The 25,600-nt window shown below is 70.4% G+C and carries 20 protein-coding genes; 9 read left to right on the top strand and 11 right to left on the bottom strand.

Annotated elements, in window-relative coordinates:
• The first annotated feature begins 5 nt into the window (after positions 1-5).
• Positions 6-158 carry a hypothetical protein gene (locus AB0I81_RS11860; RefSeq protein ID WP_360654086.1) on the top strand — a complete coding sequence of 51 codons (153 nt, stop codon included), beginning with the start codon at positions 6-8 and terminating at the stop codon, positions 156-158.
• Positions 136-1,164: a phosphotransferase gene (locus AB0I81_RS11865; RefSeq protein ID WP_360654089.1), complete on the top strand. Its 1,029-nt coding sequence runs from the start codon at positions 136-138 to the stop codon at positions 1,162-1,164. Before AB0I81_RS11860 ends, AB0I81_RS11865 begins: the two co-directional genes overlap by 23 nt.
• On the opposite strand, the gene AB0I81_RS11870 is transcribed toward AB0I81_RS11865, so the two are convergent.
• Entirely contained in the window at positions 1,165-2,385 is a 1,221-nt protein-coding gene (locus AB0I81_RS11870; RefSeq protein WP_360654092.1) for an FAD-dependent oxidoreductase, read from the bottom strand. It abuts the gene before it with no gap.
• Positions 2,382-3,152 carry a TetR/AcrR family transcriptional regulator gene (locus AB0I81_RS11875; protein WP_360654095.1) on the bottom strand — a complete coding sequence of 257 codons (771 nt, stop codon included), beginning with the start codon at positions 3,150-3,152 and terminating at the stop codon, positions 2,382-2,384. Before AB0I81_RS11875 ends, AB0I81_RS11870 begins: the two co-directional genes overlap by 4 nt.
• Positions 3,153-3,410: 258 nt before the next feature.
• On the opposite strand from AB0I81_RS11875, the gene AB0I81_RS11880 reads away from it, so the two are divergent.
• Positions 3,411-5,432: a translation factor GTPase family protein gene (locus tag AB0I81_RS11880; protein ID WP_360654098.1), complete on the top strand. Its 2,022-nt coding sequence runs from the start codon at positions 3,411-3,413 to the stop codon at positions 5,430-5,432.
• Here the strand turns inward: AB0I81_RS11880 and AB0I81_RS11885 are convergent.
• Positions 5,429-6,289, bottom strand: coding sequence for an intradiol ring-cleavage dioxygenase (locus tag AB0I81_RS11885; protein ID WP_360654101.1), 861 nt, complete (start codon positions 6,287-6,289; stop codon positions 5,429-5,431). The genes AB0I81_RS11880 and AB0I81_RS11885 overlap by 4 nt on opposite strands.
• 99 nt (positions 6,290-6,388) lie before the next feature.
• Positions 6,389-7,186 (bottom strand): hypothetical protein, encoded by a 798-nt coding sequence (locus AB0I81_RS11890; protein ID WP_360654103.1) that lies wholly within the window; start codon positions 7,184-7,186, stop codon positions 6,389-6,391.
• A 337-nt stretch (positions 7,187-7,523) separates the two neighbouring features.
• On the opposite strand from AB0I81_RS11890, the gene AB0I81_RS11895 reads away from it, so the two are divergent.
• From AB0I81_RS11895 to AB0I81_RS11905, 3 genes are all read left to right on the top strand, one after another.
• Complete coding sequence (locus AB0I81_RS11895) at positions 7,524-8,903, top strand: glycoside hydrolase family 43 protein (RefSeq protein WP_360654106.1); 1,380 nt, start codon at positions 7,524-7,526, stop codon at positions 8,901-8,903.
• Positions 8,900-12,133, top strand: a complete 3,234-nt coding sequence (locus AB0I81_RS11900) for a hypothetical protein (RefSeq protein WP_360654109.1) — start codon at positions 8,900-8,902, stop codon at positions 12,131-12,133. Before AB0I81_RS11895 ends, AB0I81_RS11900 begins: the two co-directional genes overlap by 4 nt.
• A gap of 194 nt (positions 12,134-12,327) precedes the next feature.
• Positions 12,328-14,430: an ATPase gene (locus AB0I81_RS11905; protein ID WP_360654112.1), complete on the top strand. Its 2,103-nt coding sequence runs from the start codon at positions 12,328-12,330 to the stop codon at positions 14,428-14,430.
• A gap of 8 nt (positions 14,431-14,438) precedes the next feature.
• Here the strand turns inward: AB0I81_RS11905 and AB0I81_RS11910 are convergent, their stop codons facing one another.
• The 3 genes from AB0I81_RS11910 to AB0I81_RS11920 all read right to left on the bottom strand — a co-directional run bounded on the left by AB0I81_RS11910 (position 14,439) and on the right by AB0I81_RS11920 (position 18,662).
• Positions 14,439-15,161, bottom strand: coding sequence for an SDR family oxidoreductase (locus AB0I81_RS11910; RefSeq protein WP_360654115.1), 723 nt, complete (start codon positions 15,159-15,161; stop codon positions 14,439-14,441).
• A 79-nt stretch (positions 15,162-15,240) separates the two neighbouring features.
• The gene (locus AB0I81_RS11915; RefSeq protein WP_360654118.1) at positions 15,241-16,062 is read right to left on the bottom strand and encodes a helix-turn-helix transcriptional regulator; all 822 of its coding nucleotides are present in this window, start codon (positions 16,060-16,062) and stop codon (positions 15,241-15,243) included.
• Positions 16,063-16,403: 341 nt separating this feature from the next.
• Positions 16,404-18,662 (bottom strand): pectinesterase family protein, encoded by a 2,259-nt coding sequence (locus AB0I81_RS11920; protein ID WP_360654121.1) that lies wholly within the window; start codon positions 18,660-18,662, stop codon positions 16,404-16,406.
• 226 nt (positions 18,663-18,888) lie between these two features.
• Here AB0I81_RS11920 and AB0I81_RS11925 point away from each other — a divergent pair, with 226 nt between their 5' ends.
• On the top strand, positions 18,889-21,795 hold the full coding sequence (locus tag AB0I81_RS11925) for an endo-1,4-beta-xylanase (protein ID WP_360654124.1): 2,907 nt from the start codon (positions 18,889-18,891) through the stop codon (positions 21,793-21,795).
• 27 nt (positions 21,796-21,822) lie between these two features.
• Positions 21,823-22,743, top strand: a complete 921-nt coding sequence (locus AB0I81_RS11930; RefSeq protein ID WP_360654127.1) for a phosphotransferase — start codon at positions 21,823-21,825, stop codon at positions 22,741-22,743.
• Here the strand turns inward: AB0I81_RS11930 and AB0I81_RS11935 are convergent, their stop codons facing one another.
• Together AB0I81_RS11935 and AB0I81_RS11940 are read right to left on the bottom strand one after the other, a co-directional pair.
• A complete protein-coding gene (locus AB0I81_RS11935; RefSeq protein ID WP_360654130.1) occupies positions 22,744-23,343 on the bottom strand; it encodes a helix-turn-helix domain-containing protein in 600 nt (199 codons plus the stop codon).
• Positions 23,344-23,347: 4 nt separating this feature from the next.
• Positions 23,348-23,785, bottom strand: coding sequence for a nuclear transport factor 2 family protein (locus tag AB0I81_RS11940; RefSeq protein ID WP_360654133.1), 438 nt, complete (start codon positions 23,783-23,785; stop codon positions 23,348-23,350).
• Between the two features lie 146 nt (positions 23,786-23,931).
• Here AB0I81_RS11940 and AB0I81_RS11945 point away from each other — a divergent pair, with 146 nt between their 5' ends.
• Positions 23,932-24,495: a GNAT family protein gene (locus AB0I81_RS11945; protein ID WP_360654136.1), complete on the top strand. Its 564-nt coding sequence runs from the start codon at positions 23,932-23,934 to the stop codon at positions 24,493-24,495.
• Positions 24,496-24,510: 15 nt separating this feature from the next.
• Here AB0I81_RS11945 and AB0I81_RS11950 read toward each other — a convergent pair whose 3' ends face one another.
• Together AB0I81_RS11950 and AB0I81_RS11955 are read right to left on the bottom strand one after the other, a co-directional pair.
• Positions 24,511-24,699 (bottom strand): hypothetical protein, encoded by a 189-nt coding sequence (locus AB0I81_RS11950; protein ID WP_360654139.1) that lies wholly within the window; start codon positions 24,697-24,699, stop codon positions 24,511-24,513.
• A 3-nt stretch (positions 24,700-24,702) separates the two neighbouring features.
• Complete coding sequence (locus tag AB0I81_RS11955) at positions 24,703-25,587, bottom strand: glycosyltransferase (RefSeq protein WP_360654142.1); 885 nt, start codon at positions 25,585-25,587, stop codon at positions 24,703-24,705.
• Between the last annotated feature and the right edge of the window lie 13 nt (positions 25,588-25,600).

Consider the following 25,600-nt stretch of genomic DNA (forward strand, 5'->3'; position numbering starts at 1 on the left):
CTGTGATGACCATGATCGAACAGTGGATTCTGGAAGACGAACGCGAGCTAGAGGCGCGGTGCGCCCGCTACAGGTCCGCTCAGTCGGCGTTGCGGCGCGACGAGCAGGAGGAGGATTTCGACGGGCTGCGGCCCGATGAACCGGGTACTGCGGCGTGACTGGTCCGAACTGCCGGTCTCGCTGACAGCCGAGGTCGAACGCCGGTTGGGCGCCGTACGGGGGTTCGAGTCGCGGCAGGGCGGCTTCTCGTACGGCGTCCTCGGCGTGGCGACCCTCGACGAGGGCGGAGCCTTCGTCAAGGCGGTGCCCTCGGACTCCGACTCCGCCCGCGACTACCGGGCGGAGGCGATGATCGGCGCGGCCCTTCCGCCCGAGGTGCCGGCGCCGCGTTTCCTGTTCTCCTGCGAGCGGGACGGCTGGGTGCTGCTCTGCTCGGAGGAGGCGCCGGGACGGGTCCCGCACGAGCCGTGGCGGCCCGCGGAACTGGCGGCGGCCCTGGACCTGCTCACCGCCTGCGCCGGCCCACTGACCCCGGCACCCCTCCCGGCCCGCGCGCCGGGTCTGGCGTCCGGCACCGCCTCCGGCCTCCCGGCCCACGCGCGGGGTCCGGCGTCCGGCACCGCCTCCGGCCTTCCGGCCCCGGCGGCGGTCGGTGGCCTGCCCACGGTGGCCGAGCGCATGGCGGGTCGTTGTGAGATCTGGCACGACCTGGCCACGGGGGTCGTCGCCGGGGAGGTCGGCGAGTGGGAGCGGGCACACCTGCGGCGGCTGGCCGCCGTCGAGCGGGAGTGGGAGTCGCTCGTCACCGGTGACACGATGCTCCACTTCGACCCGCGCCACGACAACATCCTCATCGACGAGCACGGCACGGCCCGCCTCGTGGACTGGGGGCGGGCCTGCGTCGGCCCGGACTGGACCGACCTGGTGTGCCTGCTGCTGGAGTCCGACCTCGGCGACCCCGACCCCGAGGAGGTCTTCACCGCCCACCCGCTCGGCCGCCACGCGCCACCCGAGCGGGTGGACGCGCTGCTCGTGGCGCTGGCCGGCTACTGGACGCGTACCGCCGCGCTTCCCGGGCCCGCGCATGCCCCCCACCTGCGGGAGCGGCGCGAGTACTCCCGGCGGGCCACGCTCGGCTGGCTGCGCACTCGATGGGGGCGGTGATCAGCTCTTCTCCAGGACGTTCGAGCGGGAGGTGATGAGGTTGTGGCCGCCGGGGCTGAGGGAGTTGACGAAGAGGCGGTTTCCGCCGGGCAGGGCGGCCAGGCGGAAGAGGAGGTCGCGGGCGTGGATGCGCCAGCGGCTGGAGGGGGCCATCCACTGAATGAAACGCCGCCCGAACCGCTGGACCTCGGTGATGACGGGCGTCATCCGATACTGGTAGCGAGCGAGGGCGTCGGTGAGTTCACCGGGTGCCGTGAGATGGCCGGGTGCTGTGAGGTCGCCGGATGTTGTGAGTTCGCCGGGTGTTGTGAGTTCGTCGGCCAGGATCCAAGCGGCGGCCATGGCCATGGATGCTCCGTGGCCGGCGAACAACGAGACCGCCTGGCAGGCGTCGCCCAGGAGAGCGATCCTGCCCCGGTGCCAGCGCTCCAGCTCCACCTGCGTCACCAGGTCGTGGTACAGCTCCGGCGGTCTTGGGCAGCGGGCCAGCGCCTCGGGCAGGATCCAGCCGCGCCCGCCGAAGTGGCGGCGCAGCTCGCCGGCCGGGTCGTCGGACAGGACAGGGTCCGGTTCGCGCCGCAGGAACAGCAGGGCGAGCCGGTCGTCGCGCAGCGCGTACGCGCCGGCCATCAGACCGGGCTCGGTGAGCATCTGGTACCGGGTGCCGACCCGGTGGCTCAGCTCGGCGTCCGTCATGACGTAGGCCGACACGCGGTGACCCAGGTAGCGCGGCGTCACCTCGCCGAACGCCAGCTCACGCACCCGGGAACGGGTGCCGTCCGCGCCCACGAGCAGGTCCACCTCCCGGGTCGTGCCGTCGGTCAGGCGCACCGACACCCCGCCGGCGTGCTGGTCGGCGGCCTCGACGGTGGCTCCGTAGGTGACGGGGGAGCGTACGTCGTCCGCGATGGCCCGCGCCAGGTCGCCCCGCAGCAGGCTGACCACGTCCTCCAGCCCGGAGGTCAGCTTCAGGTGGCTGGTCTGCCGGCCGTCGCGATCGACGTAGCTCAGCTCGTCGACCGGGTAGCGGTCCCGTTGGAGCCGGGGCCGCAGGCCCATGCGCTCGGCGACCTGGTATCCGGGCCCGTAGAAGTCGATCATGTAGCCGCCGTCGCGGAACGCCGCCGCCTTCTCGACCAGCTCCACCTCCCATCCGGCGCGTTCGAGGTGCCAGGCCAGCGTCAGCCCGGCGATGCCGGCGCCGCAGATCAAAACCTTCACATCGCTCCCTTTCTCCGCGTGCCACCGCCCGCGCCGAGCCCCGTACCGGACCCCGGGCTGGTCTCCGTGTTGGGCCCAGTACCGGACCCCGGGCAGGATCCCGTGCTGGCCTCCGTGCCGAGCCCTGTGCCGGACTCCGCCCCGGCCCCCGTGCCGAGCCCTGTGCCGGACCCTGCGCCGAACATGGCGCGCAGGGGTGTGGACAGTGCTGCCGGGTTGAGGCCGGGGTCGAGGGCGCGGTGCAGCATGATCCCGTCCACCGCCGCCGCCAGCATCGCCGCCGCCGCGTCCGCGTCGCCCTCGTAGCCGCGCCCGGCCAGCCAGGACGCCACCGCCGAGCGGAAGCGGCCGACCTGCTCCCCGAGCCGCTCGCGCAAGTCGGGCAGTCGCGTGGCGGCCAAGAACATCTCCACCACCAGCAGCGAGGCCGGGTCGGTGCCGCTGTAGCGCGACAACTCGCCCAGCAGCCAGTCCACGCCCTCACCGATCTCCTGCCGCGCGCACAACTCGGCCGCGACCTGGTCGAGCAGCACGGCGGTGAAGCCGAGCCCGGCCGCGGCCAGCAGGTCCGTGACCGAGGCGAAGTGGTAGTGCACGACGCCGGGCGCCACCCCGGCCCGCTCGGCGACCATCCGGGTCGTCACGGCACTCCAGCCGACCTCGGGGACGAGCGCGACGGCGGCGTCGAGCAGTCGCTGCCGGGTGGCCTTGCCGCGTTCGGCGGAGACGTGGGCCATGTTCTCCTCTTGGGCGATCGACTTGGGCAACTGTCCAAGCCAGCGTAGCAGGGAGCGAGTGGGCCTGTCTCTCGGAACCGTCAGCTGAGGTCCCGGGCGCGCGACGAGAAAAAGCGGCGAGAAAACCGGGGAGAGAGGCGGGGAGAAAACCGGTTGCCCCGGGCTGGACGCCTCTGGTGTGCTGTCCGGAGCCCGAGCCGACCCCGAGGAGCAGACAAATGCGGACAACGTTCATGTCATCCGAGACAGAAGGAGCCATCCAATCAGAGGACATGACGTTCGTTGCGAATGCTCAATTTGGGGATCTTGGCGCATGTAGACGCCGGTAAGACCAGCCTGACCGAGCGGCTGCTGCACGCCGCCGGGGTCATCGACGAGATGGGCAGCGTCGATGACGGCAACACCCAGACCGACTCCCTGGCCCTGGAGCGGCGGCGCGGCATCACCATCAAGTCCGCGGTCGTCTCCTTCGCCGTCGGCGACACCACGGTCAACCTGATCGACACACCCGGCCATCCCGACTTCATCGCCGAGGTGGAGCGGGTGCTCGGCGTGCTCGACGGCGCCGTCCTGGTCGTCTCGGCCGTGGAGGGCGTGCAGGCGCAGACTCGGGTGCTCATGCGTACGCTGCGTCGCCTGCGCATTCCCACGCTCGTCTTCGTCAACAAGATCGACCGCAGTGGCGCCCGGTACGAGGGCGTGCTGCGCGAGATCGCCGCCAAGCTGTCCCCTGCGGTGGTCGCCATGGGAGCCGTCACCGGTCCCGGCACGCGGACGGCCGGCTTCACGCCGTTCGACGGCCAGGCCGCCTTCGCCGCCGACCTGGTGGACGTGCTGGCGGCGCAGGAGGAGTCGTTGCTGGCCGCGTACGTGGACGACGAGGACGCCGTCACCTACCCCCGGCTGCGCGACGAGCTCGTGGCCCAGACCGGGCAGGCGCTGGCGCATCCGGTGTTCTTCGGCTCGGCCATCACGGGGGCCGGGGTGGAGGCGCTGATCGCGGGCATCGTGGAGCTGCTGCCCGCGGCCATGAACGACCGGGAGGGGCCGGTCTCCGGGACTGTCTTCAAGGTCGAGCGCGGTCCGGCGGGGGAGAAGGTCGCGTACGCGCGGATGTTCGGCGGCACGCTGCGCGCCCGCGACCGGCTGAGCTTCGGCGGCGGACGCGAGGGCAAGATCACCGCGATCAGCGTCTTCGACGGCGGCACGGCGGTGCGACGCCAGGAGGTGCCCGCCGGCCGGATCGCCCGCCTCTGGGGCCTGGCCGACGTCCGCATCGGCGACGCGATCCGCCTGGCGGGTCACCCTGGCGACCCGATCCGCCCGGCAGGGCAGTCCGGCGACCCGATCGGCTCGCAAACCCGTCATGGTGTGGGGGAGTTCGCGCCGCCGACCCTGGAGACGGTCGTGGTTCCCGGCCGTCCCGGGGACAGGGGAACGCTGCACCTCGCGCTCGCCCAGCTGGCCGAGCAGGATCCGCTGATCAACCTGCGCCAGGACGACCTGCGCCAGGAGATCTCCGTCTCCCTCTACGGCGAGGTGCAGAAGGAGGTCATCCAGGCCACCCTGGCCACCGACTACGGCCTCGACGTCACCTTCCGCGAGACCACCACGATCTGCGTGGAACGCCCGTCCGGCACCGGCGCCGCGTTCGAGCTGATCTCCGTGGCCCCCAACCCGTTCCTGGCCACCGTCGGCCTGCGGGTGGAGCCGGGGCCGGTGGGCGGCGGGGTGGAGTTCCGGCTGGAGGTGGAGCTGGGCTCGCTGCCGTACGCGTTCATGCGCACGATCGAGGAGACCGTACGCGAGACGCTCCGCCAGGGCCTGCACGGCTGGGAGGTCCTGGACTGCGTGGTCACGCTCACCCACTCGGGCTACTACGCCAGGCAGAGCCACGCGAACGGCGTCTTCGACAAGAGCATGTCGAGCACGGCCGGCGACTTCCGCAACCTGGTCCCGCTGGTGCTGATGACCGCGCTGCGCCGGGCGGGCACCACGGTCTACGAGCCGCTGCACCGCTTCCGCCTGGAGCTGCCGCCCGACACGCTGGGACCGATGTTGCCCGTGCTGGCCCGGCTCGGCGCGATCCCGCGCACCCGTCCGCCGTCCGTCGTGGAGGGCGAGATCCCGGCGGCACGGGTGCACGAGCTGGAGCAGCGGTTGCCCGGCCTGACGCGGGGTGAGGGCGTGCTGGAGTGTGATTTCGACCGGTACGAGCCCGTACGCGGCCCGCTGCCCGAACGCCCGCGCACCGACCACAACCCGCTGGACCGGAAGGAGTACCTCCTGCACGTGGTCAGAAGGGTCTAATTGCCGTCCTTGTCGGAGTCGGCGGCGAACACGATCGCGCCCACGTAGCCGTCGCCCTCTCCGCTGACCTTCATCAGCATGCCCTCCCGGTAGATGTTGTCGCCGTCGTTGAACGTGTCGCGCCCGGTGTGCTGCGCATAGGGCGCCTTGGCCATGACCACGCTGTTGACCTTTTCGTCGAACATGATCTGCGTGGTCAGCACGCGCTCGCTGCTGACGTGCACCATGGCGTGGATGTGGATCGTGCGCCCCCGGTACCAGCCGGGCCAGATGGTGGTGAACTCGACGACGCCCTCGGCGTTGGTGACCTGCGCGCCCCGCAGGTAGCGCTTGTCGTCCGTGGGCGTCAGGTCCATCGACCCGTCGTTCTCACCACCGCCCGTGGGCGCTCCTCCCGGCGGCGGGCCGCCACTGGGAGGAGCGCCGCCCCCGCCGCCCCCGCCGGTCGACAGCGACTCGGCGCCCGAGTAGAGCCCGGCCGCGTCGCAGTGCCAGATCTCGACGACCGCGTTCTTCAGCGGCTCGCACGTCTCGCTGTCCTGCACCTTGATCGCGACCCGCAGCGGCACGCCCTCCCTGTCCTCGCGGATGTCGGAGCGCACCTTGTCCGCGTCGAAGTAGTACGGGCCCTGCGTGGTCGTGGCGGTCAGCTCGCAGGTGCCGGCGTCCTCGAACAGCGCGGTCAGGTCCTTGGTCGTGGTGGCCCGGGGCGTCACGGTCGCGCCCGTGGAGGTGGTGACGGGGGTGGTGCCCGAGTCGCCGCAGGCGGCGGCGAGCAGGCCGCCGAGTCCGAGCGAGCTGATGCCCGCGAACAGCCGGCGGCGGCTGACCCGCTGACCTTCGTGATCGTGTCCCACTGAGAATCCTCTTCGATGTCCGACTTTTCGGACACCGTAGGACGGGGCCTCTGGCCCTCGCCTTTGCCGAGGATGAACTTCTCATGAGTAACGCAAGATCTACCTGTCCCGGTGATCGGTGGCCAGCACGATGACGGCGAGGAAGCCGTCGCCGTCCTCGGTGACGTGCGTCAGCATGGCGTCCTTGTGCATGGGGTCGTTGCCGTTGAAGGTGTCGCGCGGCTTGTCGTGCTGCAGGTACGGCGGCAGCGCCAGCACCTGGCGGTTGAACGCCTCGTCGAACATGAGCTCCGTGCACAGCGCCCGGTCTCCGTCCACGACCACCATCACGTGGACGTGCACGGTCCGGCCCGGGTACCAGCCCGGCCAGATGGTGGTGAACCTGACGATGCCCCCGGGATCGGCGATCTGCGCGCCGCGCAGGTAACGCCGGCGGTCCGAGGGCTTCATGTCGGTGAACTTCGTCGCGGGGTCGATCTTGATCTGCGCGCTGCCGCTCATCGCGTCGCGCGACTCCGCCTCGGCGCCGGAGTAGTACCCGGCCGCGTCGCAGTGCCAGATCTCCACCACCGCCCCCGGCCGTGGCCGGCACGACTTGCCGTCCTGCACCTTGATCGCCAGGCGCAGCCGCACGCCCGGCCGATCCTCGCGCAGGTCGCTGCGGAACGCCTTCGTCTCGAAGTAGTACGGCCCCTGCATCGTGCTGGGCGCCAGGGTGCACGTCCTGGCCCTGGCGAACAGCGCGTCGGCCTTGGCATGGGTCTCTGGGTCGGAGGCGGTGTCCACCATGGCGTTGACGCCGGTGTCACCGGCCGTCACCAGGCCGCCGAGCCCGAGCGAGCCGAGCCCGGTGATCATCCGCCGCCGGCTGACCCGGCCTTCGTGATCGTGTCCCACGGAAGTTCCTTAACGGTCATGAGCTACTGTTCGGAACATCTCACGATCGCTGGGATTTTCCGCGCAGGCGGAGGCGCGTGTCTGGTCACTGACCTGCGCAAACAGGCACTGACCGGCCAACGCCGAACACCGAAAGCCTTTTCGTTGATACGAAACTGTAACCAAGCGTTAGCTAGCTGATCAGCAGCCACGATTCCTGAAAAGGACCAGCTCAACCAACGTGCAGAGGCTTGCAAACGACGATTGACAGCCCTGACTGGGTCGGTCTACCTTCCCGAAAACCTTTTAGGTTGTCCCGAGTCCTGATGTTAGCGCTCACATCCCTAGGGGCGAACTCATGAGACGACGATGGGCGGCTGCCATCGCCGCGGCACTCCTCCTCCTGCCCGCCAACGCCGGGCCCGCCCTGGCGGGCCCGCCGATCACCACCGCGATCTACACGGCCGACCCGGCCGCGCTGGTCGTGGGCGACACCCTGTACCTCTACACCGGCCACGACGAGGCCCCCAGCGGCGGCAGCAACTTCGTCATGCGCGACTGGCACGTCTACTCCTCCTCCGACGCCACGACCTTCACCGACCAGGGCGCCAAGCTCGCCATCTCGAACTTCTCCTGGGCCGGCCTCGACGCCTGGGCCAGCGAGGTCGAGCGCGGGGCCGACGGCCGCTACTACTGGTACACCTCCATCAACGGCAACGGCCCCGGCTGGATGAACATCGGCGTGGCCGTCGGCAACAGCCCGACAGGACCGTTCACCGACGCCATCGGCGGCCCGCTGATCAGCGACAGCACCCCCAACTCCTCCCCGCTGAACATCGACCCGACCGTCTTCACCGACGACGACGGCCAGGTCTACATGTACTGGGGCTCCTACTACGGCCTGCGCGCCGTCCGCCTCAACGCCAACATGACCTCGACCGTCGGTTCGGTGGTCACCCCGAGCGGCGTGTCGAACTTCTGGGAGGCGCCCTGGATGTTCAAGCGCAACGGCGTCTACTACCTGGCCTACGCGGCCAACGACTCGGCCTGCTCGGCGCCCGGTTACGCGTGCATTCGCTACGCCACCGCCAGTAACCCGATGGGCCCGTGGACGCACCGCGGCGTCGTGCTGGACCAGGTCAGCTCGACCACGAACCACCCGGCGATCATCGAGTTCAAGGGCCAGTGGTACATGGTCTACCACAACGCAGCGGCCCCGGGCGGGGGCAACTTCCGCCGCTCGGTCACCCTCGACAAGCTCTACTTCAACGCCGACGGCACCATGCAGAAGGTCGTGCAGACCGGCGGCCCGACCACCCCGGGCAACCTGGCGGCGGGCGCCACGCCGTCCACCTCCTACGTCTCGCCGTGGGAGACGCTCGGCGCGATCAAGGACGGCTACACGCCGGCGAACTCGCAGGACCACAGCCACGGCGCCTACGGCAACTGGAACCACCAGGGCACCGAGTGGATCGAGTACCAGTGGCCCACGGCGCAGACGATCCGCAGGTCCGAGGTGTACTGGTTCGACGACAACCAGGGCATCGACCTGCCGGCCTCGTGCCAGCTCCAATACTGGAACGGCAGCGCGTACGTCAACGTGCCCGGCTGCGGCGTGGCGGCCAACACCTTCAACACCACCACCTTCGGCCCGGTCAGCACGACCCGGTTACGCCTGAACATCACCTCCAGAACCGGCTACTCGACCGGCGTGCTCGAATGGAGGGCCTTCTCATGAGACGCGCGATCATGGCTCTGCTGCTGGTGGCGGGAATGCTCGTGGCCGGCGCCCCGGCACACGCGGACCAGACCATCGGCTACCCGTCCTTCGGCGGCCCGGCCATCCCGACGCAGCCGGGGACGTACACGACCGGCAACTACATGCAGGCCATCTACGACGCCGAGAGCTCCGGCACCGACTTCTGGATGGACCGGCTGCTGGCCCGGCCGGGCAACGACCCGGCGGGCACCTGGCTCATGACGCGCGGCCGGGCGCTGTACATGAAGACGCACACGCCCGGCACGCTCGGCTTCGCCGGGCAGGCGGCGTACTGGGAGAGCATCAACAACAACAACGCCTTCACGGTCGCCGTCACGCCGGGCACGTTCACCGAACAGGTCGGCTCGCGCTGGCAGGCGCCCAGCCACTGGAAGAGCCGCCACACCAGCGGTTCGATCACCGTCAACCAGACCAAGTTCATCACCGAGAACAACGTGGCGGTGGCCAACCTGGCCATCACCAACGGCGGCTCCGGCTCCACGACGCTGCAGGTGCGGGCCACCTCCCCGTACGCCACCAGCGGCAGCGGCAGCGAGCTGACCGGCCAGGTGAACGCCTACAACAACCTGACCACCCTCTACCCGCGCCTGACCGGCGACGGCTTCACGGTCTCCAGCGGCGGGCTGAACCGCTCGGTCACGATCGCGGCCGGGGCCACCGTGACGGTCAAGGTCGTCATGGGCTTCGTCACCAACGAGATTCCGGCCTCGCGCACCGAGTACGACGCCTACGCCGGCTACTCGGCCGCCACCGCGTTCGCCACCCACGTGCGCGCCTACAACCGCTGGTGGGCCGAGAACGTGCCCTACATCGACGTGCCCGAGCCGGCCATCAAGAAGAACATCTACTACCGCTGGTGGCTGATGCGCTTCAACCACCTCGACGCCGACATCCCCGGCCAGACCTTCCAGTTCCCCACCTCCACCGAGGGCGTGCTGGGTTACAACAACGCGATCGTGCTGACCCAGCCCATGCACATCGACGATCTGAAGTACCTGCGCAACCCGATCTACGCCTACGGCGACTGGCTGAGCGTCGGCCAGATCTCCAAGAACGGCCGGTTCCTCGACAATCCCGGCGATCCCGAGAACTGGTCCAACAGCTACACGCAGTACATCGGCGAGGCGGCCTGGAAGAGTTACCAGATCCACGGCGGCCAACCGGCCATCGCCGCCAACCTGGCCCGCTACGCCGAACAGGACGTCAAGGGTCAGCTCGCCTACTACGACACCGACAACAACAAGCTGATCGAGTACGACTGGGGCGCCCTGACCGGCAACGACGCCGACGCGGTGTCCTTCCACTGGAAGCCGGGCCGGATGGACCGGGCCGAGGGCGCCTACCAGTACAGCGGCGCGCTGGCCGCCGCCCAGGCGTACGAGGCCATCGGCAACACCGCCAAGGCCACCGAGATGCGCACACTCGCCACCCAGATCCAGAACGCCATCACCGGCGTGTTGTGGAACCCGGGCAGGCAGCTCTTCGAGCACCGGCTGAAGTCCACCAACGAGTGGGTGCCGTGGAAGGAGATCAACAACTACTACCCGTTCGCGGTCGGCGCGGTGCCCAACACCGCCACCTACAGGCAGGCCCTGCGCCTGTTCGACGACCCGGCGCAGTACCCGATCTTCCCCTTCTACACCGCCAACCAGGCCGACAAGGCGGCCTCCGGCACCGGCAGCAACAACTTCTCCACGATCAACTCCACCGTGCAGTTCCGCCTGCTGTCCTCGGTGCTGCGCAACTACCCCAACGAGTGGATCGACACGACCTGGTACAAGAAGCTGCTCTACTGGAACGCCTGGGCGCAGTACGTGGGCGGCAACACCCAGTGGCCGGACGCCAACGAGTTCTGGGCCGACTGGAACGGCTCCTCGATCGCCTACCGCTCCTGGATCCACCACAACATCCTGGGCAGCAGCAACTGGACCGTCGTCGAGGACGTCGCTGGGCTGCGCCCGCGCAACGACGCCAAGGTCGAGCTCTCGCCGATCAACATCGGCTGGAGCCACTTCACCGTCAACAACCTGCGCTACCGCAACGCCGACCTGACCATCGTCTGGGACGACCCGGCCGACGGCGTGGTCCGCTACTCCGGCGTCCCCCAGGGCTACTCGATCTTCATCAACGGCACCAGGGTCGCCACGGTCTCCACGCTGGTGCCCTTCACCTGGGACCCGGCCACCGGCGCGGTCACCACCAGCGGCACCGTCACCCACAACGCCGCCTCGCCCGGCCTGCAGTCTCCGACCCAGGTCTCCCACGGCAGCGCCCGCATGGTCGACCTGCTGAACAAGGCCGGCGTGGACCTGACCGCCAACCTCACCAACCTCGCCGCCGGCGCCACCGCCACGGCCTCCACCACCGCCTCGGGCAGCTCCACCGCGGGCGCCGTGGACGGATTCCCGATCAACGAGCCGTTCTGGGGCGGCAACACCGCCGGTCAGGACTGGTACGAGCTCAACTTCGGCTCGGCCCGCACGTTCAACGAGGTGCGCCTGTACTTCAAGGACAGCCGACCGGCGAGCGGCACCTACCGGGCCCCGGCCTCCTATGACGTGCAGTACCACAACGGCAGCACCTGGGTCAGCGCGACCTCGCAGGTCAAGACCCCGGCCGCGCCGCGCGCCAACTACAACGTGGTGCAGTTCGCCGCCGTCACCGCCCAGCGCGTACGCGTGCTGACCACGGCGGCCTCCGGGGCCAGGACCGGCCTCACCGAGATCAAGGTGCACAACCGGGGCGGCGTGCAGCCGCCGTCGAACCTGGCGCTGTCGGCCACCCCGACCGCGTCCTACACCTCCTCCTGGGAGAGCGTGGCCGCCGTCAACGACGGCGTCGCGCCGCCCTCCTCCAACGACACGGTCAACCCGCGCTGGGGTTGCTGGCCGGAGACCGGGCAGCAGTGGGTGGAGCTCACCTGGCCCTCTTCAGTGAACCTGAACAGGGCCGAGGTGTACTTCTTCGACGATGAGCAGGGCATCGACATGCCGTCGTCGTGGAAGCTGCAGTACTGGAACGGCAGCGCGTACGTGGACGTGCCGGGCGCTTCTGCGTACACGCTGACCAAGAACGCCTTCAACAACGTCACCTTCACCGCCACCGGCACCACCCGCCTGCGGGTGGCGCTCACCGGGACCGGCACCAGCTCCGTCGGCCTGCTGGAGGTCAGAGCCTACGGAACCTGAGACCGGCGGCATGAAAGGGGGCGCGCCCAAGCCGTGGGCGCGCCCCCTTTTCACGCCGCCGCTCTTGACGTCAGGGACGACGAGGCGGAGCATCTCGATGCATCGGAGTAGTTACTTTCTTACTTTTAGTGACGGAGCGCAGCGGAATAAGGCAAGCTGCTTTTCACAACTTCAGCCGATGGGTGGCGAGCGCGATGATCGGAAAGTGGCAGGCGGGCAACCTCCCGGCGGAGCTGACGAGCCTGATCGGGCGGCGGGGCGAGCTTGACCAGATCCGCCAGTCGTGCGGTCGCTCGCGGCTGGTGACCCTCACCGGGGTCGGCGGCGTCGGCAAGTCGCGACTGGCCCTGCGCGCCGCCGCGGACCTGCGGCCCGACTTCGGCGGCGGAGCCTGGCTGGTGGAGCTGTCGCCGCTGGTGGACGGCTCGCTGCTGCCGCACGCGATCGCCGAGGCGCTGCGCCTCACCGACCAGAGCACCCGGCCCATGGTCGAGGTACTGGCCGAGCACCTGTTCGGCCGCGAGGTCCTGCTCGTCCTGGACACCTGCGAGCACCTGGTCGGCTCCTGCGCCGGCACCGTGAGCACGTTGCTGGAGGCCGTACCCGGGCTGCGCGTGCTGGCCACCAGCCGCCGCCCGCTGGAGGCGCCGGGCGAGCTGGTGTTCGTGGTGGATCCGCTGCCGGTGCCGCGCGCGGGCGTGGCCTCCGGCGACGCGGTGGCGCTGCTGGCCGAGCGGGCCGCCGAGACCATGCCGGGCTACGACCTCGCCGCCCAGGACCAGGACGCCGTCGTACGCCTGTGCCGGCGGCTGGAGGGCATCCCGCTGGCCATCGAACTGGCCGCGGCGCGGCTGCGCGACCTGCCGGTCGGGCAACTGGCCGACCGGCTCGACGACCGGTTCGGCGAGCTGGAGCACGACCCCGCCGGGCCGCGCGACGCCGACCCGCCGTGGCACCAGGCCCTGCGTACCGCCATCGGGTGGAGCCATGAGTTGTGCGAGCCCGCCGAGCGGCTGCTCTGGGCGCGGCTGTCGGTGTTCGCGGGCGACTTCGACACCGAGGCCGTACGCGAGGTGTGCACCGACGAACAACTGCCCGAGGCCGAGATCGCGCAACTGCTCGACGCGCTGGCCGACGAGTCGATCCTGACCTGGCTGCCGACCGGCGCGGGCGAGCGCTACCGGATGCTCGACACGCTGCGCGAGTACGGCGCGGGCTGGCTGCGCGACCTCGGCGAGCAGGAGCGCTTCAAGCAGCGCCACCGCGAGCACTACCTCGCGCTGGCCACCCGCGGCGCCTACGGCTGGCTCGGCCCAGGCCAGGTCTCCTGGTACGACCGCCTGGTCGGCGAGCACGACAACCTGCGCACCGCCCTGGAGGTCGCGCTCGCCGCCAAGGACGGCCTGCCGGCGCTGGAGCTGGCCGGCACCCTGGCCTACTTCTGGTACGGCTGCGGCTACGCCAAGGAGGGCCGCCACTACCTGCGGCAGGCCCTCGACCTGGACACCAGGCCCAGTTCGGCGCTGGTGCAGGCGCAGTGGGCCGACGGCCTGCTGGCGGCCACGCAGGGCGACGCGGAGAGCGTCGAGATCAGGGCCGCGCAGTGCGAGGTGGCCGCGCGGGCGGGCGACGCCTACGCGGCCAGCTGCGCCAGGGCGCTGCGGGCCTCGGTCGGGGTGATCCACGGCGACGTGATGCGGGCGATGGCCGAGTCGGAGATCGCCTACCGCGCCCGCTGGGACGACGAGCCGCTCACCATCGCCAACCTGCTGTCACTCATCTGCCGGGCGCACGCCTACACCGTCGGCGGCCAGTTCGACGAGGCCATCGAGGTGCTCGAAGACCTGCGCACACTCTGCGACCGGCGGGGCGAGCTGCACATGCGCTCCCACGCCGACCTGCTGCGCGGCCAGGTCGAGATGGCCGCCCAGCGGATCGGCACGACCATCACCTACGGGCAGGCCGCGCTGAAGACCAAGCGGCGGCTGCACGACAGCTTCGGCATCGGCCTGACGGTGGACCTGCTGGCCGTGGCGGCCGGCGCGGCCGGGCGGGCGCAGCGGGCCGCCACGCTGCTCGGGCTGGCGCAGCGGATCTGGAGCACCCACGGGCGGGCCCAGGTGGACGTGCCCGCCTGGGTGGCGGCCAGGCAGGCGTGCGAGGAGCGGGCCCGCGACCTGCTCGGCGACAACGCCTACGAGGTGGCCTACCGGACCGGGTTCGACAGCGACATCGACGCGGGGATCGCCTACGCGCTCGAACCTGAGGGCGAGGGCCTGCCCAACGGGTTCGGCTAGCGCTGTCTTCAGCGCTGTCGGGCCGGCCGGATGATCAGTTCGTTGACGTCCACGCCGGCCGGCTGTGCGAGCGCGTACGAGATGCCCTCGGCGATGCTGTCGGCCGGGATGGTCTCGGCCCGGTACGTCCGCATGGCCTCCCGCGCGGACGGGTCGGTGATGCTGTCGGCCAGCTCCGACTCGACGACGCCGGGGGAGACGGTGGTGACGCGGATGCTCGGGTCCACCTCCTGGCGCAGCCCTTCGGTGATCGCCCAGGCGGCGTACTTCGTGGCGCAGTAGACCGCAGCACTCGGGGACACCTGGTGGGCGCCGATGGAGGCGACGGTGACGAAGTGGCCCCCGCCCTGCCGCTGGAAGTGCGGCAGCGCGGCGGCGATCCCGTGCAGCAGGCCGCGCACGTTGACGTCGATCATCCGGTCCCACTCTTCGACCAGCAGCGCCTCCAGCGGGGACAGCGGCATCACGCCGGCGTTGTTGACGATGACGTCCACCCGGCCGTGCCGTTCGGCGGCGGCGTCCACGAAGGCGGCTACGTCCGCGCGGTCGGTCACGTCGAGGCAGCGCACGTCGGCCTTCCCGCCGGCGGCCTCGACGGCCTCGGCGGTGGCGGTGAGCCGGTCCTCGCGGCGGGCGCCGAGCACCACGTGGTGGCCCTCGCGGGCCAGCCGCAGCGCCGTGGCCTGGCCGATGCCGCTGCTCGCGCCAGTGATGAGGATGATTTTGGACATGGGTGTTCACTCCGATTCGGGGCATGGTGGGATGGCGCGTCGGCGGGGTGTGTGCTCGGCGCGCTCGGATATTGCGGAATTAGGCGGTGAGGCTGCCCAGCAGGGACAGGGCCTCTTGCGACGGGCTGCCCGGGTCGGCCTGGTAGACGACGAGTTGCTGGCCGGGGGCGCTGTTCACAATCAGCGTCTCGTAGTGCAGGGTCAGCCCGCCCACCAGCGGATGGTGGAAGCGCTTGGTCGCGTGGGTCTTCTGGCGGATGTCGTGGCGGGCCCACAACCGGCGGAAGGGCTCGCTCTTGAGTGTCAGCTCGCCGACGACGTCGATGAGCCGGGGATCGTCGTAGTCGGTGCCGGCCGCGGCGCGCAGCCCGGCGACGGTGTTGAGCGCCGCCGCGTCCCAGTCGGGGTAGAACTCGCGCGCGTCCGGATCGAGGAACACCAGCCGGACCAGGTCATCGCTGTAGGTGTGGCCGTCGAACAGCGCCCTGCCGAGGGTGTTGGCGGCCAGCACGTTCAGGCAGCGGCCCAGGACCAGGGCGGGGGTGTGCGGCCAGGCGGCCATCATGCGGACCAGGCCGTCGCTGACCTGCTCGCGGCGGGCGGCAGGACGCCGCCTGGCGGAGGGGGCGGGGCGGGCCAGCCGGTGCAGGTGGGCGGTGGCGTCCTCCTCCAGCGCGAGCGCGCGGGCCAGCGCGTCCACCACCTGGTCAGAGGGGTGCCGCTCGCGGCCCTGCTCCAGGCGTACGTAGTAGTCGGAGCTCACCCCGGCCAGCGCCGCCACCTCCTCGCGGCGCAGCCCCGCCACCCGGCGGCGGGCGCCGGCCGGCATACCGAGGTCCTCGGGCTGGATCAGCTCGCGGCGGGCCCGGAGGAACTGGCCGAGCAGGTTGTCCGTCTCCATGCTTCGAGGTTAGGCGAGGAACGGGACAGGAAAAGGTGCCCAAGCAGGGTGGGATACTCCTACCCTTCGTCACGCTGCTGAGTGTTTAGCGCGGAAATAGTTGATATATGGACAGGAATGCGGGTCTGTACAGGCTTGTCGGGATTGTCGTTGCCTGTGCTGGGCTGATGCTTGCGGCCTGGGTGGGCGGCTGGTTCGCCATCATCGTGGGAGCGGTGCTGATGGTGGCGGGAGGCGTGGTGTACATCCACAACCACGTCTGATCCGGCACGTGTGATCGAGGGCGGGCGGCCCGGGGTGGGAGCCGCCGAGGTGGGCCGCCCGCCTCGCATGTGGGCCGGTCAGCGCAGGCGGCCCGCCCCGGCGCCCGCCGGGACCAGCCACCGCAGCGTCTTGGCCGGGTGCACGCGCGGCACCAGCGTCGGGGTCCAGCCCGCGTCCGTGCCGAGCGTGGTGCCGTTGGCGGCGTTGTACGCGGCCACGACGTCCGTCGGTGTGCCGTTCACCAGGTTGTCCTTCGCCGTGATCGCCGTGCCGTTGAACACCGTCAGCACGTTCTCCGCGGCGATCCCGTCGAAGGCGTTGCTCTCGGCGTACACCTTGGAGCCGAACCCGACGCCGATGCTGTAGCCGTGCTCGGCGCCGCCCTTGTAGTAGTTGTTGTAGACGTGCACCTGGCCGAACCGCACCCGGGGCGTGCGCTGGCCGAGCGACTCGAACAGGTTGTGGTGCAGGGTGACCTTGAGCTTGTCCTCCTCGCCGTACCGCGTCGGGCTGTCGGTGTTGCCGATCAGCGTCACCTTGTCGTGGCCGCTGAGGTGGTTCCAGGACAGGGTGACGTGATTCGAGGCGCGTACGACGTCGAGCAGGCCGTCGTGCACCTGGTACGGGCGGCCGAAGTACAGCGGCTGGCCGGAGTCCGGGTTGTCGCCGTCGTTCAGGCTGTTGTGGTCCAGCCAGACGTGCGTGGAGCCGGAGACCTCGACGTTGTCGAAGGAGGCGTTCCAGTTGCCCTCGGCGCCGTCGGTCGGGTCCCACTGCGGGAAGCAGTCCGAGGTGTCGGTGATGGTGAGGTTGCGCACGATGACGTTGTCGGCGTTGCTGATCCGCAGGCCGAAGCTCTTGAGCGCGGCGTTCCCGCCCAGGCCCATCAGTGTGACGTTGGAGCCGATGGTGACCGTGACGTGCTCGGCCATCTTGGCGTACGACGCCTTGCGGGCCTCCTCCAGCGGCCCCGAGGGAACGCTGGTCCTGCCCCAGACCGCCGGATCGTAGGCCGCCAGGTAGGCGGGCAGGCCGTACCCGTCCACGGCGTAGTCGTCGCAGGTCAGCACGTTGCCCGAAGCGTCGGTGTCGGCGTCGATGGCGCCCTTGACGTAGATGATCCGCGGCGTGTTGCCGGCCGGGTCGCCCAGCGCCGCCAGCAGTTCCGCCCTGGTCGAGACCACGTGCACGTCCTCGGGCCGGGCGGCCGAGCCACCGGTGGTGCCGGTCGTGGCCGCCGCCCAGCCGTCGCCGCGCGGCAGCACCTCGCGTCCGGGCTCGGGCTTCGGGCCCGGCGGGTGACGCCGGATCGGGTTCCAGCCGTCGGAGCCCGCCAGATACTTCTCCGGTGTGTACGCCCTGGCCTGCTCCGCGGACAACTGCGGCCGGTCGTCGTTGACGCCGGCCCCCGGGCCCTGGTTGCGGTACTCGGACAGCCTGGCCTCGCGCCAGTTCAGGCCCGACATGTCGGTCCACGGCGCGTCCTTGAACTGCTGGCCCAGCCAGGACTCCCTGACCAGCACCTGGCCGCGCGCCGTGACCGAGCCACCCGCCGGCCAGGGGCGGCCCAGGTGGTAGGTGCGGGCGGGGGCGTCGCTGACCAGGTGGCTGCGGTAGAGCAGGAAGCCGTACGGGTTGGTGATCTCCGTGCTGGCGGCGGTGACGTAGCCGTTGTTGTCCGCGCTGCCGCGATTCAGCGCCTTGATCACGCAGCGGTCGAACACGGCCGTGGCGCGGCCGAAGATGAAGTCGACGTCGCCCTCGACGTAGCAGTTGTGGAAGTACTGGCGGGCGAAGGTGGCGGCGGAGCCGGTGTTGGCGTACAGGGTGTCCTGGTTGCCGAGGAACCTGACGTTGTCGTACACCTGCCGGTCGCCCGTGGTCCTGACCGCCACCGCCTGGCTGTTGCCCTTGGCGGCCTCGTCGTAGGCGTTCTCGAAGGTCAGGTTGCGGGCGGTGAAGTCGGGGGCGCTGATCACGTACGAGGCGCTGCCGGAGGTGCCGTAGTTGCCCGAGCCGTCCGGTTTCGGGGTGGCGGCCGAGACGTCGTAGGTGAGCACCACCTCGCGCGGGTCCCGGCTGTCACCGGCCAGCGTGATGTGCGGTTTGTCGGCGGGGATGACCACCTGCTGCTTGTAGGTGCCCTTGCGGACCAGGATGGTCACCGGCCGGGTGTTGCCCGGGGGTACGGCGTTCACGGCGTCCTGCACGGTCGCGTGGTCGCCGGAGCCGTCGGCCGCCACCACGATCGTGGAGCGGGTCGCGGCTACCGCCGCGGGAGTGGCCGTCGCGATGACCGTCAGGGCGATCAGTGGGGAGAGTAACGGAAGTCGCATGCGCAGCCTCGACACAGGAGTGCGGCAATCGGTTGCATGAACACTCGCTCAGAAAAGCTCACTCCGTCAATGAGAACCAGTGAAACTGCACCTTTCCTGCAACAAGCGATTGCAGAACAGACGACGGCGGGCAGGGGCCCATTGACCGGCCGATCGCCCCGGCTCTACAGTCCGCCTGATATTTATCGGCACTTCCCTGAAACTTTCATCCTTCGGTAGGAGTACCGTGCGCACCCTGGGAACCGTCGTGGTGGCTGTCCTGTTATGCCTCTTGCCGGCGCTTCCCGCGCACGCGGCGGACCTCGTCCACGACTTCGAGGACGGGACCGCCCAGGGCTGGGGTCCGCGCGGCGACGGCGTCTCCGTGACCGCGTCGGCGGAGGCGGCCCGTACCGGCACCCGGGGCCTGCTCACCTCCGGCCGCACCGCCACCTGGCACGGCGCGTCCATCCCCGCGCCCTTCGCCCGGGGCCTCGGCTACACCGTGACCGCCCACGCCCGCCTGGCCGCCGGGCAGCCCGCCGCCACGATCGCGATGACCGTGCAGCGCACCCCGACCGGCGGCGAGACCACGTACGAGCGGGTCGCGGCGGCCACCGTCACCGACGGCGACTGGGTACGGCTGTCGGGCACCTACCTGTTCACCGCCGAATCCACCGACATGCAGCTCTACGTCGAAAGCTCCGGCGCCACCTCCGAGTACCACCTGGACGACATCGTCATCACCCCGCTCGGCGACCCCACCCGCGAGCCGATCACCAGCGACTTCGAGGACGGCACCGCGCAGGACTGGTCACCGCGCGCCGCCGCCGTCCTGGCGACCGGCGAGGTGGCCCACGCCGGAACGTCCGGTCTGGCCGTCACCGGCCGCTCGGCCTCCTGGGACGGCCCCGCCCTGAACGTCCTGGGCCGGATGGGCAAGGGCGACAAGTACGCCATGTCCGCCTGGGTGCGGCTCGGCCCCGACACGCCGTCCGGGCGGCTCGGGCTGTCGATCGAGCGCAGGAGCGGCGGCACGCCCAGTTACGAGCGCGTCGTGGCGCCGAAGGACGTGCCGGCGGGGGAGTGGGTGCGGCTTTCCGGGACGTACACGCTGGCGTACGACGTGGAGTTCCTCAGCCTCTACATCGAGTCCGACACCGGCACCTTCCCCTTCCACCTCGACGACTTCTCGATGACGTACGTCGAGCCCAAGCCCATCCAGACCGGCATCCCCTCGCTCAAGGACGAGGTGCCCTTCACCATGGGCTCGGCCGCCACCCGCCCCGAGACGCTCGGCGTGCACGGTGAGCTGCTCGCCAAGCACTTCAACGGCCTCACCCCCGGTAACGAGCTGAAGTGGGACGCCACCGAGCCCAGGGACGGCGAGTTCACCTTCACCGACGGCGATCACCTGGTGGACTTCGCCACCGGCCACGGCATGTCGGTCCGCGGCCACACGCTCGCCTGGCACAGTCAGACCCCGGACTGGGTGTTCGAGAACGCCACCAAGGAGGTGCTGCTGCAACGCCTGGAACGGCACGTGCGCACGCTCGTCACCCGCTACAAGGGCAGGATCGCCGCCTGGGACGTGGTCAACGAGGTCGTGGACGAGAACCAGCCGGACGGCCTGCGCCGCTCGAAGTGGTACGAGATCGCCGGACTCGACTTCATCCGCACCGCCTTCCGTGTCGCCCACGAGGCCGACCCGGCCGCCAAGTTGTTCATCAACGACTACAACACCGAGTTCCCGCGCAAGCGCGAGGCCCTGTACAAGCTGGTCGAGCAGCTCAAGGGCGAGGGGGTGCCGATCCACGGCGTCGGCCACCAACTCCACCTCAACATCGAGCAGCCGCCCGCCTCGAACGTCGAGGACACCATCCGGCGCTTCGCCGCGCTCGACGTGGACCAGCAGGTCACCGAGCTGGACGTGAGCGTCTACACCGACTTCGTCTCCAGCTACGACAGCATCCCGCCCGAGCTCCTCATCCAGCAGGGCCACCGCTACAAGGAACTGTTCGACGTCTTCCGGCGGCAGGCCGACCACCTGAGCTCGGTCACGGTGTGGGGCGAGTCGGACGACGTGAGCTGGCTGCAGTCCTGGCCCATCCCGCGCCTGAACGCACCCCTGCTCTTCGACCACGACCTGCAGGCCAAGCCCGCGTACTGGGGGGTCGTGGACCCGTCCGAGCTGGAGCCGCTGGTGCGCCGCCTGGAGGCGCCCGCCGGCGTCATCAAGGTGGACGGCAGGCGGGACCTGGAGTGGGACCTGCTGCCGGACGCGCCCCTCGCCCGGGTCAGCGACGTTTCGGCCGGCTTCCAGGCCCGCTCGTCCTCAAGTGGCCTGTACGTGCTGGCCGAGGTCGAGGACACGACGGCGGCCAAGGACGACCAGGTGACGTTCACCGTGGACGGACGCTCACGCACCCTGCGGCGGAGCGGGCCGGGGGTCAGGCCGACGGCGGCCGGGTACCGCGCCGAGGCGCTGCTCCCGTCCGGCACCGACGTGACCGTGACCGTCCGCGACTCGGGCACCGAGATCACCTGGGCGGGCAAGGTCACCGCCGTGCCCGCCATCAAGCGCACCACGGCTCCCCGCCGCCCGGCGCCCGTGCCGGACGGGGTGGTGGACCGGGGATGGGCTGGTGTGCCCGAGATCAGTACCGGCACCTGGATCCAGGGCGGCTCGGGCGCGACCGCCAAGGTGCGCTCCCTATGGCAGGGCTCCACCCTGTACGTCCTGGCCCAGGTCGCGGATCCCTCGCTGAGCGAGCAGTCGGCCAACCCGTGGGAGCAGGACTCCGTCGAGATCTTCGTGGACCCTGAGAACGGGAAGACGAAGGGATACGGCGATGAGGACGGCCAGTACCGGGTGAGCTTCACGGGCCGGGTCACGGTCGGCGGCACGTTCGACGCCGTCGGGGTCAAGGACAACGTGCGGGCGGCGGCCAAGACGGTGCCTGGCGGCTACGTGGTGGAGGCCGCCATCAAGCTGCCCACGGTGACCTTGTCGCCTGGCTCGCTCCTGGGCTTTGACGTCCAGGTCAACGACGCCACGGGCGCGGCCCGTACGAGTGCGGTCACCTGGAACGACGCCTCGGCCCGCGGCTACCTCGACACCAGCCACTGGGGCATCCTGCGCCTGACGCCTTGAACGGGCCTGTCTGGCATAGTTCTCGCTGTGCCGTTTGACGATCTGCCGGACTGGCTGCCCGAATGGTGTGTGGACCACCTCGGGGACCGGCCCGCCGACGTGTTGTTCCGGCAGCAGTCGATGTCGGCGGTGTTCGGCCTCCGGCTGACCGGCGGCACGGACGTCGTGGTCAAGGCCCGCGACGACGACGGCCGGGCGGGAGCATGTGTCGCGGCGCAAACGTGGCTGGCCGGGAACGGGTTCCCCTGCGCCCGCCCGCTCACCCCGGTCGTCACCGTCGGCCCCCTGGTCGTGCACGCGGAGGAGTTCCGCCCTGGCGGAGAGGTGCTGCGCGGGGACTCGCCGGACGTCGCCGTGCGCTACGCGGAGGTCTTCGCCCACCTGATCACCGCACTGGCGGACCTGGCCGTCACGCCGCCGCTGCCGAACCCGCGCTGGGTGCGGTGGGATCACAAGGACCCCGGGCTGTGGCCGTCGATCGAGTCACTCGACGAAAAAGACCAGAGCCTCGTCCCCGCCTACGTCACGGACACAGCCGACAGGGCCCGTCGCCGAATGCTGGCCGCCGACCTGCCGCGCGTGCTGGGCCACGCCGACTTCGAGGCGCACAACCTCCGCTGGCACGACCGGCGGGTGTGGACGGTGCACGACTGGGACAGCCTGGCCTGGCAACCGGAAGCCGCCCTGGTGGGAGCCGCGAGTGCGGTGTTCCCCAAGCTGGGACCGGCCACCCTGCCGCCGATCGAGAGCACCGAGGCGTTCCTGACCGCCTACCAAAAAGCACGGGGCCGCCTGTTCACCGCCGAGGAGCAGCAGGTCGCGTGGGCGGCCGGCCTGTGGCCTGCGGCTCACGACGTCCGGTGGGAAGCACTGCACGGCTACACCGCGGTGTCCGGCAAGGCACTCTGGACCCAGGCCGCCGAATGCCTCCGCCGAGCGAACGCCTGACTAGTCCGGGCGGCGGGTCAGGGACGCGAGGATGATCTCCCGAGCCGTACGGACCGTGCCGGTGAAGGCGGCCGGGTCCCGGCCGATGCGTTCCGCGCCCGAGCGCATGACCCCGGACAGCAGCTCCACCGTGAGACGCACGTCGCCGACGTCGCGGAACTCCCCGCGCCCGATGCCGGCCCTGACCACGTTCTCCACCTCGACCACGATCTCGTGGAACGGGCTGTCCGGCCCTTTCGGCGTCTCGGCGGAACCCGGCAGGAACATCAGCTGCAGGATCTGGTCCCTGAACGCCTCCAGGACCACCGCGATGATCTCCCGCATCCGCTCCGCCGCAGGGTCGGCAGACCGCGCGGCGACGGCGGCCACCCGCTCGACCGCGGGCCGCCCCACCCGCCGGGTCAGCGCCAGGACCAGCGCGCCCTTGTCGCCTGCGTAGTTGTACAACGTGTTGCGCGCGAGCCCCGCCCCGGCCGCGATGTGGCCCATGTTGATCGAGTCGTAGTCGCGCTCGCGCAGCAGTCGCCGCACGGCCTCGGCGATGTCGGCCCACACCATCTCGTGGTGCTCCTCGATGCTGGCCCCCCGGATCCGCGGCATCCGCTCATCCTCGCTCGGGTTGTGAGTTCTCCTGGTACGTAGCGGTGAGCTTGACGCTGCTGAGCCGCCAGCCGTCCGCCGTCCGGACCGCCTCGTTGTCGTAGAAGCCAACCACCAGCCAGTGACCGGGTGGATCGCCGGGGAGCCAGTGGTCGGCGCGGACGTGCGCGTGGATCGTCGCGCGGTCGCCTTCGACCTCGACCACGTGGCCGGTGATGGCATGGTGGGTGGCCGTGAAGGGCTCGAAGGCACTGCGGACGTTCCCGGTGTAGTCGCCGAGCGGTACGGTCATGGGCGCCATGCCGGTGACCGACTCGAAGTCGATCGTGAGCGGGTCGGTGAAGACGAGGCCGGGCAACTCGGTGAACTCCTTCATGTCCGCTATATCGGCATAGCGGCCGAGCAGCTCGATGAGATCGGCACGATCAGCGGGCGAGGCCATGGGACAACTCCTTTTACGGAACAACCTGTCGCAAAGATTACGACGGTTTGTTCCGTAAAACAAGGTGCGTTCCGTATATCGGGTGGCCAGGCGCGTCTTTTCGTCCTAGTCTCGTCAGCGTTTGGCAGCCAAACGTGGGGGTGCGGATGTTCGCGGTATCTCTGGGTGACGACGGGGCGGAACTGCGTCCGCTGGAGCCGTGGCGGGCCGAGGAGTTCCTGGCGCACCTGGATCGCGGGCGGGAGTTCATCGGGCGCTACGTCGTCCTGCCCGATGCCGTCACCGACCTGGAGTCCAGCCGCGCCTTCCTCCGTTCGTACGCGGAGAAGGCCATCGCCGACTCCGGACGGATCTACGGCATCTGGACGGACGGCAAGCTGGTCGGCGGAGTCCTGTTCAGGACGATGGACCTCGCCCGGGGCAGCGCCGAGGCGGGCTGCTGGCTGGAGCCGTCGGCGGTCGGCAAGGGCCTGGTGACCCGGGCGGCGCGGGTGATCATCGATTGGGCCGTCGAGGAGCGCGGCGTGCACCGCGTGGAGTGGCAGGTCGCCTCGGAGAACGAGGCCAGCATCGCCGTGGCGCGGCGGCTCGGGATGACCAGGGACGGCGTGCTGCGCGAGAGCTACCCGCACCGGGGCACGCGGTACGACGTCGAGGTCTGGTCGGTCCTCGCACCGGAGTGGCGGGCGGCCAGGCAGGCGCCCCGCTGACCACGACCGCACTCCTCAGGGAATGATCGTCTGGCCTTGCGCGGTGCCTTCGATCGCCTTGACGTAGGCCGCGGCCACCTCGGCCACCGGTGTGCCGGTCGAGCCGTCCATCCCCAGACCTTCCAGCGTCTCCCGGATCCAGCCCGGACTGATCACGTTGATGCGCAGCCCGCGTGGCAGCTCGGCGGCGGCGTTGCATGCCACCGCTCACACGATGGGCGGACGGCCGGCTCGGGTCAGGCGCGCCACGGTGCGCCACGACATCGGCCGGCGCTGCCCGTGCCCGCCCTTCAGCCCTTCGCGCAGCCCGGCGAACCAGACCGCGAGGTTGGCGCGGGAACGGACGCGGGCGATGCTGAGCACGATCCACGTGACCAGGTAGACGGGGATCAGCGGCGCGGGCAGCCGGCGATAGGCCAGCCAGACCCGGTTGCGGGCGACGAGGCGGTAGAAGGCCGCGTGGCGGGCGGGGTCGGTGGCCGGGTGGTGGATCACGATGTTGGGCGCGTACCAGCCCGTACGGCCGAGGTCCCACAACTTCCAGCTCAGGTCGATGCCCTCGTGGAAGAGGAAGAAGTGGCCGGGCCAGCCGCCGGCCCGGTCGTAGTCGTCGCGGCGGACGAGCACCACGCCCTCGGCCATCACCGTGATGGTGCCGGCACGGGTGGCGTCGGCCGCGCGCAGGCGCGGGACCCAGCGGCGCAGTGTCACGCCGGTGCCGGGGTCGGCGATGCGGGGCTGGATGTAGGCGGCCTCGGGGTGCCGCCTCGCCTCGGCGACCAGGCGGGCCAGCGTGTCGGGGGCGGGCAGGAGGGCGTCGTTGTCGAAGAAGAAGACGAACTCGCCCGCGTCCGGTCCCGCCAGTTCGTCGGCGCCGATGTTGCGGCCCTGCGGGATGCCCTCGTTCTGCGGCAGGGTCACCGTGCGTACACCATCCGGCACGTGGTCGGGCGCGACCCCGTTGCCCACGATCACCACCCGCAGATCGACGTCCCGCTGCGCCAGGAGCGAGGCCATGGCCCGCGGGAACGCCTCCGGCCGATCGTTCATCGTCAGGACCACCACGTCCACGGTGCTCTTGCGGCCGGACAATGGGTCTCCTGGA

The organism is Nonomuraea sp. NPDC050404 (genome assembly GCF_040655495.1).
GTDB lineage: Bacteria > Actinomycetota > Actinomycetes > Streptosporangiales > Streptosporangiaceae > Nonomuraea.

What these genes read in the sequence shown, in the direction of transcription:
- AB0I81_RS11915 (WP_360654118.1), bottom strand. Translation starts at nt 16,062, where the DNA reads ATGGAGACGGACAACCTGCTCGGCCAGTTCCTCCGGGCCCGCCGCGAG.
- AB0I81_RS11940 (WP_360654133.1), bottom strand. Translation starts at nt 23,785, where the DNA reads ATGGCCTCGCCCGCTGATCGTGCCGATCTCATCGAGCTGCTCGGCCGC.
- AB0I81_RS11860 (WP_360654086.1), top strand. Translation starts at nt 6, where the DNA reads ATGACCATGATCGAACAGTGGATTCTGGAAGACGAACGCGAGCTAGAG.
- AB0I81_RS11945 (WP_360654136.1), top strand. Translation starts at nt 23,932, where the DNA reads ATGTTCGCGGTATCTCTGGGTGACGACGGGGCGGAACTGCGTCCGCTG.
- AB0I81_RS11865 (WP_360654089.1), top strand. Translation starts at nt 136, where the DNA reads ATGAACCGGGTACTGCGGCGTGACTGGTCCGAACTGCCGGTCTCGCTG.
- AB0I81_RS11900 (WP_360654109.1), top strand. Translation starts at nt 8,900, where the DNA reads ATGAGACGCGCGATCATGGCTCTGCTGCTGGTGGCGGGAATGCTCGTG.
- AB0I81_RS11910 (WP_360654115.1), bottom strand. Translation starts at nt 15,161, where the DNA reads ATGTCCAAAATCATCCTCATCACTGGCGCGAGCAGCGGCATCGGCCAG.
- AB0I81_RS11880 (WP_360654098.1), top strand. Translation starts at nt 3,411, where the DNA reads ATGCTCAATTTGGGGATCTTGGCGCATGTAGACGCCGGTAAGACCAGC.
- AB0I81_RS11920 (WP_360654121.1), bottom strand. Translation starts at nt 18,662, where the DNA reads ATGCGACTTCCGTTACTCTCCCCACTGATCGCCCTGACGGTCATCGCG.
- AB0I81_RS11895 (WP_360654106.1), top strand. Translation starts at nt 7,524, where the DNA reads ATGAGACGACGATGGGCGGCTGCCATCGCCGCGGCACTCCTCCTCCTG.
- AB0I81_RS11905 (WP_360654112.1), top strand. Translation starts at nt 12,328, where the DNA reads ATGATCGGAAAGTGGCAGGCGGGCAACCTCCCGGCGGAGCTGACGAGC.
- AB0I81_RS11935 (WP_360654130.1), bottom strand. Translation starts at nt 23,343, where the DNA reads ATGCCGCGGATCCGGGGGGCCAGCATCGAGGAGCACCACGAGATGGTG.